Origin of the sequence: Verrucosispora sp. NA02020 (assembly GCF_013364215.1) — a bacterium.
GTDB lineage: Bacteria > Actinomycetota > Actinomycetes > Mycobacteriales > Micromonosporaceae > Micromonospora.
Genome location: NZ_CP054923.1, coordinates 1796251 through 1808865, shown reverse-complemented (window position 1 = coordinate 1808865; position 12615 = coordinate 1796251). Strand labels below are relative to the sequence as shown.

Below are 12615 nucleotides of genomic sequence, written 5' to 3'. Positions count from 1 at the left end.
TCAGTACGCGCGGGCCAGGATGGCGAGCAGGTCGGGCTCGTCCTCGGTGTCCGGCACCGACCCGTCGGCACGGACCAGACAGCGGACCGTCACGCCCTGCCCGTTGGCCTTCGCCTCGCCCTCCACACCGACCGCCGACCACGGCACCCGGGCCCAACCGGTGCCCGCCGCCTCCAGTGCCTCGTCCAGCGTCGCCACGTCGACCGTGCGCGACTGGCGGAAGGCCAGCGCCTGGTCGTGCAGGGCCTGCTGGTCGGCATCCAGAGCGGCGAGCACGGCACCGACCACGTCGGCCACCGCCGTGGGTGCCTTCGACCCGTCGGTGCGCCGCACCACGACCGCGTTCCCGGCGGCCAGGTCGCGGGGACCGACCTCGACGCGTACCGGATAGCCACGCAGCTCGGCGTCGACGGCCCGGCGGCCGAACGGGGTGTCGGTCCGGTCGTCGAGCGTCACCCGGACACCGGCGTCACGCAGGGCGTCGCGGAGCTTGGCCGCCGCCGCACCCACGCCGTCGCCGTCCTTGACCACCATCACGTACGCCTGGACCGGCGCCAGCCTCGGCGGCACCCGCAGCCCGTTGTCGTCGCCGTGGCACATGATCAGACCGCCGAGCATCCGGGTGGAGGTGCCCCAGGAGGTGGTCCAGGCGTGTTCCCGGCCGCCCTCGGCGGAGGAGTAGCTGATGTCGAACGCCTTGGCGAAGTTCTGCCCGAGCTCGTGGCTGGTGCCGAGCTGGAGCGCCTTGCCGTCGCCCATCATGCCTTCGCAGGTGTACGTGGCGGTCGCCCCGGCGAATCGCTCACGGGCCGTCTTGAGCCCGACCACCACCGGGATGCCGAGCACGTTCACCATCAGGTCCTCGTACGCCTCGTGCAGAATCTTGCGGGCGTACGCGCGGGCGTCGGCGCGGGTGGCGTGCGCGGTGTGCCCCTCCTGCCAGAGGAACTCGCTGGTCCGCAGGAAGACCCGGGGCCGCAACTCCCACCGGACCACGTTGGCCCACTGGTTGAGCAGCAGCGGCAGGTCCCGGTACGAGTCGATCCACTTGGCCATGAACTCGCCGATGACCGTCTCGCTGGTGGGCCGGACCACGACCGGCTCGGCCAACTGCTTGCCACCACCGTGGGTGACCACCGCCAGCTCCGGCGAGAAGCCCTCGACGTGCTCGGCCTCACGCTTGAGGTAGCTCTCCGGGATGAACAGCGGGAAGTACGCGTTCTCCGCCCCGGCCGCCTTGATCCGGTCGTCCATCTCGGCCTGCATCCGCTCCCAGATGGCATAGCCGGCCGGTCGGATCACCATGGTCCCCCGCACCGGCCCGTTGTCGGCCAGCTTCGCCTTTGCGATGAGGTCCTGGTACCAGCGGGGAAAGTCCTCCGCCCGGGGAGTCAGCACACGCGCCATGACCGCACATCCTATGCGCCCCTCCCGTCCCCTCCCCGGCTCCCACCCCACCACCCCGAGTTGATCAAGAAGTTCGGGTCGCCGTCGGGGCGGAACCTGGCCCAAACTTCTTGATCAACCGCGACCCCCACCGGGTGGCCGGAGAGGTCAGCGGAGGACGGCGCCGCGGAGGACGAGGCGGGTGGGGGTGCGCAGGGCGTTCAGGTCTCGGCGGGGGTCCTCGGCATAGACGGAGAGGTCGGCGAGGCCGCCCTCGACGAGGCCGGGGAAGCCCAACCAGGCACGGGCGCCCCAGGAGGCGGCGGCGAGCACGTCCGTCCGGGACATGCCGGCCTGCTCGTGCAGCAGCAGCATCTCCTCGACGGCGAGGCCGTGGTCGATGCCACCGCCCGCGTCGGTGCCCACGTAGATCGGCACCCCCGCCTCGTACGCGGCGCGCACCACCTGCGGAAAGCGGTCGCGCAGGGCGATCATGTGGTCGGCGTACCCGGGGAACTTGGGTCGGGCCTGGTCGGCGATGCCGCCGAAGGTGCGGATGTTGATCATGGTGGGGATCAGCGCGGTGCCCTGCCGGGCCATCAGGTCGATCAGGTCGAGGCTCAGCCCGGTGCCGTGCTCCACCGAGTCCACCCCGGCCCGCACCATGATCTCCACGGCCGACTCGCTGAAGGTGTGCACGGCGGCGCGTACCCCGGCGGCGTGCGCGGCGGCCACCGCGGCGGCCATCGTCTCCGCGTCCCAGGCCGGCGCCAGGTCGCCGACGCCCCGGTCGATCCAGTCGCCGACCAGCTTGACCCAGCCGTTCCCGGCGGCGGCCTGCGTCGCCACGGCGGCGGTCACCTCGGCCGCGTCGACCTCCATCCCGATGTCCCGCAGGTACCGCCTGGGCGGCGCGACGTGCCGGCCGGCGCGGGCCAGTCTCGGCAGGTCGGGCTCGTCCTCCAGCTCCGGGTACGGGAAGGGCGAACCGGCGTCCCGGATCGCGAGGACACCGGCGTCCCGGTCGGTACGGGCCAACGCGCGGGCGTGGTCGAGCGAGGCGATCGGCGTACCGCCCCGGGCGATGCCGATGTGGCAGTGCGCGTCGACCAGCCCCGGCAGCACGAAGCCGCCGTCGACCACCGTCTCGGCGCCGGGCACCGGGTCGAAGGTGACCCGGTCGCCGACCAGCCACAGGTCGCGCACCTCGTCGTCGGGCAGGAGCACACCACGCACGTGCAGAGCCATGTGACAGTCCTACCCGATCATCGGGTCCCCGCGGCCGTCAGGGCAGGTGGAGAGCCTGTGCGACGGTCCTGCCGCCCCGCCGGGGGACGACGGACATTGCCCGACGACCCGTGTACGGGACACATCGGATCACATTACGGGAAATTGTTTCTCCCGACCGGGGATCGGCACGGGCGAGGCTTTCTTGTGGTCACGTCGATAGGTAATCTTTGCCTCGCCGCATGACGGCCGTTCCTCGACCATAGGAGCCGCGAAAATGATCGAGGCCATCGTTTCCGCCGCACTACTCAAGATCGCCGAAGGGTCCGGAGGAGCGATCGTCGACGCCATTCGTCAGCGATTCCTCCGCCGGAACGAGCCGGAAGAGGTCGTCGGGGCCCTGGACCGGACGGCACACCGGGTTCCCTCCGACGAGGACACCGCGCGACTGGTCGAGGTGCTCTCGGCGTACGCGGCCGAGGATCCACGGCTGCTGGAGGCGCTCCGGCAGGTGTCGGTGTCGACCGGCGCGGTCAACTCGGTCACCTCCAGCACAGTGGGCAAGCTCGTCCAGGCGCAGAACGTCGGCGACGTCACCATGTGATCAGCGGGCCGAGCCGGAAGCCTCCCGATCGCCGCCAGGAATCCGTCTGCCGGAAAGGGCGAAGGTATGGTCCCCGCCGACGAGAACACGCCACGCAACGTCGCCAAGGAACTCACCGCCAACCAGGTGCTGCAGGTGGGTACGTCGGGGGCGATCTACGTCCAGCAAACACGGTCGACGATGTGGTCGGCGGAAATTCCACGCATGCTTCCCGGTGGAATCGGAAGAATCGTCGGCCGCCATCATCTCCTCCAGGCAATGGACGAGGCCATGAGCGAACCCGGATCACGGTCCTGCATGCTCTGGGGACTGGCCGGCTCGGGAAAGACGACCCTGGCCCTGGCCTGGGCGAGTTCGCGCATCGACAACTACCCCGACGGTCAGTTCTTCGTCGACATGCGGGCGTACTCCGGCACGCCACCGGTCGAGTCCCGGGACGCGGTGCGCACGTTCCTGGCCACGCTCGGGATCACCCGAAGCGACCTGCCGGACAACGAGGACGAGTGGGGCAACGTGTTCCGGTCCGCCACCGCCGGTCGGCGGTGCCTCGTCATCGTCGACAACGTGGGCTCCTACGACCAGGTGCGTGACCTCGTGCCCGGGTACGGGTCGGGGCTGGTGGTCACCAGCCGCCGCGCCGTCCCGGAGATGAGCGTCCGGCACGAGGCCAAGGTGCTCAAGCTCCCGCTGCTGACCACGGACGAGGGCGTCGAACTCCTCGCCGAACGGGTCGGGTTCGTCCGGGTCGAACGGGGCGACAGCAGCGCCCGACGCATCGTCGAACTCCTGGAGGGACACCCGTTGGCGCTCGCCATCGTCTCGGCCAAGCTCGCCATCCACAGCAGCTGGACGGTACGCGACGCGATGCTGGGCATCGAGTCGGACCGCAACCCGCTGCGCTTCCTCGACGGGGCCGGGCTGGGCATCGAGGTGGGAAAGGTGATCTCCTGGTCGGTCGAGGACCTGGACGCACCGGCCAGGCGCGTGCTCTACGTCGCCTCGATGCTGCCGAGCACCGACTGCTCGCTCTCGATGCTCTCGCTGATCCTGGACCTGCCCCGGCGCGACTGCGACCGTCTGCTCCAGTCCCTCTGCCTGGCCTCCCTGGTCGACGAGATCGGGGTGGGGCGGTACCGCATGCACGACATCATCAAGGCGTACCTGACCGAGACGCGCGCCCGGGTGATGAGCGACGAGGAGCAGCAGGCGTACGCCCGCCGGATCCGCGTCGTCCACCTGGCGCTCAGCCACGCCGCCGACCGGGCCATCGACCCCAACCGGCATCCGTCGCCGCTGGACCGGGAGACGGCCGACCTCGCCGACGCCGCCCGCTTCGACGTGACCGAGGCCCTCGCCTGGTTCGAGGCGCTGACACCGTCGTTGACCTTCCTCGTCGAGGAGGCGACGGCCGAGGGGGACTTCGCGTTCGTCACCCGGTTCGCCCGGGCGGTGAACACGTTCCTGTACTGGCGGCAGGACGTGACCCGGACGCTCGCCCTCCAGGAGGCGGCGGTCGCCGCGTCGGTCGCCGGGGACCCGGCGATGGAGGCGTTGTCCCGCCGGGCGCTCGGCCGGGCCCTCGCCGACGTCGGACGGTTGGAGGCCGCGAAGGCGGAGCTGCGCGCCTCGATGGCACTGGACGCCGCGCAGCGTGACGACAGCGGGGTGGCCTCCGCCCAGCACGCCATGGCCGAGCTCACGCTGCGCTCCGGCGAGTACGCCGAGGCGCTGCGGTGGGGCCTGCGGGCGGCCCGCGAGTCGCGCCGGACGGCCAAGCCGGTACGCGAGGCGCGTGGCCTGTACGACGCCGCCCGCGCCCTCACCGAGCTGGGTCACCACTACTGGGCGCGCGACCTCGGGGTACGCAGCCTGTCGATCTGCGAGGACGCCCAGAACGCCTACGGTCGGGCCCTGGCCCTGCGCCTGCTCGGGGACGTGGGTCTGCGCACCGGTGACCTGGCACAGGCGTGCACCTGGCTGGAACGGGCGTGGCGGGTGGAGGACTCACTCGGCAACGTCCGGTCGGTGCGGACGATCCTGGCGCAGTTGGAGAGCGCCTACGCCGACCTGGGTGACGAGAGCGCCGGCGACGAGGTCCGACGGGCCCTGGCACGCCTGGAACGCCATCCCGACCTGACCCGGTCGACGCTCACGGTCGGGACGGTCGCGCCGTGAACACCCGGCACGCGCCCCTCGTCTCCGTCGACGAGCTGGCGCGTCCGCAGGCGTACCGCCAGCTGCGCCGACCGGAGGCCGCCGAGGCCTTCCGGCGTGACGTCGAGGCGCTCGTCGGGCAGGCGTGTCGGGGCGAGGAGGACGGCGCACGCCTCGCCTCGGCGTTCGTCGCCCTCGGGCGCGACCTCGCCGGTGAGGGCGCGCTCAGCTTCGCCGGGCTGCTCTCCACGCCCCGCTTCGCGGCGGCCCGCGCGGCGTACGACGCGGAGATGGGCACCAGGGGCAGCCGGGGCACCCTGCACAACTACCTGAACGCGAGCCACTCCCGCCGACTGCTCGACGATCCGCACTTCCGGGAGACGTTCGCCCACCCGCTCCTGGTCGCGCTCGTCGCCCATGCCCTCGGTGGGCCGGTGGGGATCGTGGACCTGCGGGCCAAGGACACCCTGCCGCTCGACGTGGTCGCCCGGGACAACACCCTGCACATCGACAACAACCCGTTCATGGACGAGTTCAAGGTGATCGTGACCTGGACGCTGGGCACCGAGCGTGGCCCCGCCGGGCAGGGACTCACCTACCTGCCCCGGACGAACCGGCTGTTCCGGCAGTGCGCCGTCGACGCGGACGGCGACGTGTCGAGCGACGAGGACAGTTGCATCTTCCCGTCCCGGGCCCGGGTCGACGAGGCGCTGGCCGCCCAGGCCCGCTTCTTCGACGACCGGCAGCCACGCGTCGTGCACCTGGAGAACCTGGCCGCCCCCTGTCACACGATCTTCGCGGCGAGTCGGGTGGTCCATCACCGCTACCGGACCTCCACCGGTGCGCCGCGCAGCGCGATCATGGCGTCCTTCCACCGGGTCGACGACGGAACCGGCCGGCTCGGCGTGCCGGACCTGGCCGGCTCGGACCTCGATCGGTTCCTGCTGGGGGGAGCCGCCGGGCCGAGCTTCCTGGACGCCCTCGGGGGCGAGGTCGCCCGCATCGTCGACGCGCTGCGACTGTCACTCGCCCGCCCCGACCTCGTGGTCGACACCGACCGCCGGCTCCTGACGGGTGCGGCACTGCGTACCTGGTACGACCGCCAGAGCGCGGGCGTCACGCTGAACCGGCTGCGCGAGGCCGACCTGGCCGGCGAGGACGACGGGCCCGCCGGCGAGCGCCTGGTCCGGCGGATGCGGTACGACCTCCAGGGCCCGCTCAACATGCCGTTGTACGCGGACATGCGCGAGGAGGTCCGCAAACGCGCCCGGATCGTCATCCGGGAGATGGCACCGGAGCAGATCCTCGACTGCCTGACGCGGTTGCGGACCGACTGGCTCCGGCAGGGCGCACCCGCACCCCTGCCGGGATCGACCGACGACACGGTGGCGGAGCTGTGCCGCTGTCTCGGCGTCCTCGAAGCGGCCATGCCGCGTGCCGCGCGGTCCGGCCGGGTGCACCCGGCCTGGGGACCGACCGACGGGCGCCGGGTGGCCGACTCGCTGCACCGCTTCGTCCTGGACCTCGAACGCACCGCGCGTCGGGTCGACGATCCGGACTCGCTGGTCACCGCCGGTGCCTTCGGCGCGCTCGCCGCCGCACTCGCCGGTGACCTGCTCGTGCTCGACGACGACGCGCGTCAGGCCACGGCACGGCTGTTCACGCTGTACGCGGGTCTGGTGGCGCCGGAGTTCGCGGATTCCGCCGGACCGCCGGACCAACACGTCGACGCGGCCGGACCAGCGGATCGGGACGCCGACGCGGCCGGACGGGCGGATCGGCACGTCGATGCGGGCTGACCGGCGGCGGCTCGACGGCTACCTGCGGCACGTCAACGAGGAGATGCAGACCGCCAAACTGGCCTCCGAGGTGTGGCTTCGCAGCGCACCGGGTCACCTGGTCGCCGAGAACGACCGCTTCGTCCGGTCGCTCGTCCGCGGCGCACTGGCCCGAGGCGACCCGGGTCCGGATCCTCTCGATCCGTTCCTCGACGACCCGGCGGCGCTGCGGGAGCACTACTGGCAGCGGGTCACCCGGGCCAAGCCGACGGCGGTGCACTTCGGGGCGGCGGACCATGACGAGCTGGACGCCTACTTCACCGTGTCCGCCGAGCGCAGCACCTCGGCCGCGACAGCGCGGGCCCGCGACACGATCGCGGCCGATTCCCCCGCCGGCCACCTGTTCCGGAGCATCGACCGGCTGACCGGCTCGGGAACGTCGCCGGCCGAGTCGTGCCGGCAGGTGCTGGACCTGCTCTCGACACACTGGCGGGATCTCGTCGCGCAGTGCCCGGCCGGCCCCGGGGGCGTACGCCCCGAGGTCGGCACCGTCCTGGCGGCGTTCCACGAGGCCCTCGTCTCCGGCCGCCTCGGGCGCCGTCCGCCGCAGTCCGTACCCGACGCTCCGCCACCTGCCGAGTCGGCCGACGCCCGCCTCACCGACGCCGAGGCACGGGAACTGGCGCGTCTCTACATGCTCGGGCGGCTCTGCTTCTCGGACGGGGAACTGCGCCTGGCACAGCGGCTGGCCCGCCTCCCCCGCCTCCAGTACGCGCTGCTCGCCACGCATCTGCGTCTCGTCGCCGAGTCGTCGGCGACGGCAGCCCGACTCGCCGCGGACTGGGGTACGACGCGTGTCCTGCTGCCCTTCACCGAGGCGTACGTCAACCGGACCGGCTACCGGTCGCCGGTGATCGACCTGTCGCCCAACCCGAAGCTCGTCACCGTGCTGTGCCACAACGTCCTGCCCGCCGTGGCGGGTGAGCTCGTCGGGCGGCAGGCGGACGAGCACGCGCTGGACTCCGGGGTGCTGGCCGCCGGGGTCGAGGCGGCGATCCGGCGCGGCGTCTTCAGCATCACCGTCGGCCTGTTCCACCGGGCCGACCCGCCGGACACGGTGCGGCTCTCCGGCTTCAGCCGGCGCGTCTGCCCCGCTGCCACGCCGTTCGCGCGGCACTGCCAGCGGTGGCTGCCGTTCTACTTCGACCGGTGGCCGGGTGCCTCGCCCCGGCCGGGCCAACCACCGGACGCGACCAGGTCCGGATCCGGGTCCAGGTCCAGGTCCGGCGTCCCCGGCCGGTCCACGGCAGGTCGGGGATCCACCGAGGACCGTGCCGCAGAACCTACGGCTTGTCCCGCTTACCCAGCTTGTTGAAGTCGATCTTCGGCAGCTTGAAGCCCGGCGGCAGGCCCTGGCCGCCGGCCAGGTCGTCCGGGTTCATCCCCGGCGGGAGCTGCGGCATGCCGCCCGGGAAGCCACCCGGCATCCCGGCGCCGGTGCGCGGCCGGTTGCCGCCCTTGGTGCCCTTGCGCTTGTTCTTCGGGCTCTTGGTCGCCTTGCGTCGGCCGCCGCCGGGCAGGCCCATCATGCCGCCCATCTGCTTCATCATCTTCTGCGCGTCGGTGAAGCGGTTGAGCAGCTGGTTGACGTCCATCACGGTGACGCCGGAACCGTTGGCGATCCGGGCCCGCCGGGAGCCGTTGATGATCTTCGGGTTGGTGCGCTCGGCCGGGGTCATCGAGCGGATGATCGCGGTGATCCGGTCGAAGTGCTTGTCGTCCAGCTCGGCGAGCTGGTCCTTGACCTGCCCCATGCCCGGCATCATGGCCAGCACGTTGGCGATCGGCCCCATCCGGCGTACCGCGATGAGCTGGTCGAGGAAGTCCTCCAGGGTGAACTGCTCACCGCCCATCAGCTTGGCGGTCATCTTCTCCTTCTGATCGGTGTCGAAGGCCGCCTCGGCCTGCTCGATCAGAGTGAGGACGTCGCCCATGCCGAGGATCCGGCTGGCCATCCGGTCGGGGTGGAAGACGTCGAAGTCCTCCAGCTTCTCGCCGGTGGAGGCGAAGAGGATCGGCTGCCCGGTCACCTCGCGGACCGACAGCGCGGCACCGCCGCGCGCGTCGCCGTCGAGCTTGGACAGCACCACGCCGGTGATGCCGACGCCGTCGCGGAACGCCTCGGCGGTCCGCACCGCGTCCTGACCGACCATCGCGTCGATGACGAAGATGACCTCGTCCGGCTCGACCGCGTCCCGGATGTTCGCGGCCTGCTGCATCATCTCCGCGTCGATACCGAGCCGACCGGCGGTGTCGACGATCACCACGTCCCGCGCCGACCGCCGGGCGTGCTCGATGGAGGCCTTCGCCACCTGCACCGGGTCACCGACGCCGTTGCCGGGCTCCGGGGCGTACACCTCGACACCGGCCCGGCCACCGAGCACCTGGAGCTGCCCGACGGCGTTGGGGCGCTGGAGGTCGGCGGCGACCAGCAGCGGCTGGTGCCCCTGGGTCCGCAGCCAGCGGGCCAGCTTGCCGGCGAGGGTGGTCTTACCGGAGCCCTGGAGGCCGGCGAGCATGATCACCGTCGGCGGCTGCTTGGCGAACTGGAGCCGACGCCCCTCACCACCGAGGACCGCGACCAGTTCCTCGTTGACGATCTTGATGATCTGCTGCGCCGGGTTGAGCGCCTGGGAGACCTCCGCCCCCCGGGCCCGCTCCTTGATGTTCGCGATGAAGCCCTTGACCACCGGCAGGGCGACGTCGGCCTCCAGCATCGCGAGACGGATCTCGCGTGCGGTGGCGTCGATGTCGGCGTCGGTGAGGCGTCCCTTGCCCCGGAGCTTGGTGAAGATCCCGGAGAGGCGGTCACTCAAGGTGTCAAACACACGAACATCCCGTTTGTCAGTGTTCCGGCGAGCACGAGTGGGGCCGAACGAGCGCTCCGACCACCGTTAGCGTATCCGGCCACCGGAACCCCCGCTCCACGCCGCCTTGATGTAAGGAGGGGACCCCTCCTATACACGAGGCGTTAGTAGGGGGCCCTTCCTTACACCGCGGCGAGCACGGCGGCTTCGAGGCGGTCGCGCTCGGCGTCCGAGGGCCACGAGCCGACCAGATAGAACACGTCCACCACGTCCCCACCGAGGGTGGCGATCCGGGCGGCCCGCACCTGCGCGCCGGCCGCGTCCAACGCGGTGGTCACCCGATAGAGCAGGCCCGCCGCGTCGGCGGCGCGCAACTCCAGCAGCACCGCGTCGGTGGCCGCGTCGCGGTGCCAGACCACCCGGGGCTCGGCCCCGGTGCCCCGTCCGGCCCGGCCGCGCAGGCGCTGCGTCACCGACACGTCACCACCGACCGCCCGGCGCAGGTCTGCGGTGAGCGCGACCGGATCCGGCGCCAACCCGTACCGTGGCTGCACCCGGCACTCCACCAGCGCCCTGCCGTCCACCGTCGACGCGTCGGCGGCGAGCACCTCCAGCCGGTGCAGCGCCAGGCACCCGGCCACCGTCGCGAGCAGTCCCCGCCGGTCCGCCGCGGCCACCGCCACCCGGTCCCCGGTCAGGTGTACGACCGGCAGCGGCCCCGCCACCAGCGCCGGATCGGGTGCCGGTGGCTGCGGCACGGTGCCGGTGTGGAGCGTCGTCCGGACCCGGGCCACCAACTCGGCGACCAGTCGCCCCTTCCAGTCCGACCACGCGCCCGGTCCGGTGGCGGCGGCGTCCGCGCGGACCAGCGCGTACAGCAGGTCGAGGGTGGCCACGTCGCCGACCGCCTCGGCCACCCGGGAGATGGTGACCGGGTCGGCGAGGTCCCGCCGGGTGGCCACCTCGGGCAGCACCAGGTGCAACCGGACCAGCGTGGCGATCAGCGCCGCCTCGGCCTCGGGCAGTCCGATCCGGGTGGCCATCGCCTCGGCGATCGGCGCGCCCACGGTCGAATGATCTGCGGGGGTGCCGGCGGGCTCGTGCCTGCCGGTCCGCCCGGCGGCACCTTCGCCTGGCAGGCCCTTGCCGATGTCGTGCAGGAACGCGCCGAGCAGCAGCAGGTCCGGTCGGTCCACGTCGCGGGTGTGCCGGCTGGCCTCGTGCGCGGTCTGCACCAGATGCCGATCCAGGGTGAACCGGTGCACCGGGTTGTGCTGGGGCAGGCTGCGCAGCCGGGTCCACTCCGGCAGCCAGCCGTCGATCAGCCCGTACCGGTCGCAGGTCTCCCAGGCCGGGAGCAGGCCCGCGCCCGCACCCAGCAGCGTGGTCAGCGCCGCCCGTGCCTCGGCCGGCCAGGGCGTCGGCAACGGCGGGCAGTACGCGGCCAGCCACTCGCAGGTGGCCCGCGCGATCGGCAGCCCGGTGACCGCTGCGGCGGCGGCCACCCGCAGTGAGAGGCTGGCGTCGGGGCGGGCGCCGATGGCGGTGCGGGCCAGCACCAGTTCCCCGTCGTGCTCGACCACGTCCCGGGCGACCGGCCGGCGTGCCGGGCGGCCGTCGGCACCCCGGCGGCGGCCGGAACGCAGCCGGTCGGCGGCGCGGAACGCGTCGTCGAGAGCGTGGCTGACGGTGCGCGCGTCGCCGGCCACCCGGCGCAGCAGGGCGTCACCGTCGCCCTCCTCGGCCTGCGCGCGTCGGTCCGAGACCGGAGCGGCGTCGGTGGCGTCGGCAGGAGTCGGGTGTGTCTCGCTCTCGACCGGGGCCTGCCGGAGCCCCAGCAGTGCGGCCACGCCGGCCCGTTCCTGGGCGAGCAGCCGGTCGACCCGCCGGCCGAGCTGCTGGTGCAGCGCGTCGCGGGTGTCCAGCAGGCGCAGGTGGGCGGCGTGTACGGCGGGCCGCAGGGCGTCGGTGATCCCGGCGAGCGCGATGGCCTTGAGGATGCCGACGTCACGCAGGCCGCCGGCCGCCTCCTTGAGGTCGCCTTCGAGCAGGAACGCCAGCTCGCCGTGGGCCTGCCAGCGGGTCGCCGCGCTCTCCCGCAACGGCGCCAGTTGGCGTACGGCGGTACGCCGCCAGTGGTCGACGGCGCTGCTGACCAGCGTGTCGGCGAGTTCCGGGTCACCGGCGACGAGGCGGGCGTCGAGCAGGCCGAGGGCCACCTTCACGTCGTCCTGGGCGACCGACAGCGCCTCGGCCACGGTGCGAACCGAGTGGTCCAGCCGCAGCCCGGCGTCCCAGATCGGGTACCAGAGCGAGGCGGCCAGTTCGTCGACGCCGGGCACCCCAGCGTGCACCAGCACCAGGTCGAGGTCGCCGTGCGGGGCGCACTGCCGCCGGCCCAGTCCCCCGACCGCGAGCAGCGCGACACCCGGTCGGTCCGGCAGCAGCCGGGACAGCCAGGCGTCGTACGCGTCGGCCCGGGCCCGGCGCGCGGCGGCGCCGATCCCGGCCGGTACGCCGACGACCTCGTCGACCGGGAGTGTCGTTCCGCCGTCGGTCTCCACGGCTGTCCTCCCGGTCGACGAGGTCATCAACGGTG

At 72.7% G+C, this 12615-nt stretch carries 8 protein-coding genes; 4 read left to right on the top strand and 4 right to left on the bottom strand.

What is annotated here, in order from left to right:
• Together proS and HUT12_RS07920 are read right to left on the bottom strand one after the other, a co-directional pair.
• Positions 1–1407 (bottom strand): proline--tRNA ligase, encoded by a 1407-nt coding sequence (gene proS, locus HUT12_RS07925; protein ID WP_131052221.1) that lies wholly within the window; start codon positions 1405–1407, stop codon positions 1–3.
• A 147-nt stretch (positions 1408–1554) separates the two neighbouring features.
• Positions 1555–2634: an amidohydrolase family protein gene (locus HUT12_RS07920; RefSeq protein ID WP_176092966.1), complete on the bottom strand. Its 1080-nt coding sequence runs from the start codon at positions 2632–2634 to the stop codon at positions 1555–1557.
• 256 nt (positions 2635–2890) lie between these two features.
• Here HUT12_RS07920 and HUT12_RS07915 point away from each other — a divergent pair, with 256 nt between their 5' ends.
• The 4 genes from HUT12_RS07915 (at position 2891) to HUT12_RS07900 (ending at position 8524) form a co-directional block, all read left to right on the top strand.
• Positions 2891–3217, top strand: a complete 327-nt coding sequence (locus tag HUT12_RS07915; RefSeq protein ID WP_131052223.1) for a hypothetical protein — start codon at positions 2891–2893, stop codon at positions 3215–3217.
• Positions 3218–3487: 270 nt separating this feature from the next.
• The gene (locus HUT12_RS07910; RefSeq protein ID WP_176092965.1) at positions 3488–5392 is read left to right on the top strand and encodes an NB-ARC domain-containing protein; all 1905 of its coding nucleotides are present in this window, start codon (positions 3488–3490) and stop codon (positions 5390–5392) included.
• Complete coding sequence (locus tag HUT12_RS07905) at positions 5389–7170, top strand: hypothetical protein (RefSeq protein ID WP_176092964.1); 1782 nt, start codon at positions 5389–5391, stop codon at positions 7168–7170. Before HUT12_RS07910 ends, HUT12_RS07905 begins: the two co-directional genes overlap by 4 nt.
• Positions 7160–8524 (top strand): hypothetical protein, encoded by a 1365-nt coding sequence (locus HUT12_RS07900; protein ID WP_176092963.1) that lies wholly within the window; start codon positions 7160–7162, stop codon positions 8522–8524. Before HUT12_RS07905 ends, HUT12_RS07900 begins: the two co-directional genes overlap by 11 nt.
• Here HUT12_RS07900 and ffh read toward each other — a convergent pair.
• Together ffh and HUT12_RS07890 are read right to left on the bottom strand one after the other, a co-directional pair.
• Positions 8493–10037, bottom strand: a complete 1545-nt coding sequence (ffh, locus tag HUT12_RS07895) for a signal recognition particle protein (RefSeq protein WP_131052227.1) — start codon at positions 10035–10037, stop codon at positions 8493–8495. The two genes, HUT12_RS07900 and ffh, sit on opposite strands and share 32 nt — an antisense overlap.
• 161 nt (positions 10038–10198) lie before the next feature.
• Positions 10199–12607: a [protein-PII] uridylyltransferase gene (locus HUT12_RS07890; RefSeq protein ID WP_176092962.1), complete on the bottom strand. Its 2409-nt coding sequence runs from the start codon at positions 12605–12607 to the stop codon at positions 10199–10201.
• Positions 12608–12615: the final 8 nt, after the last annotated feature.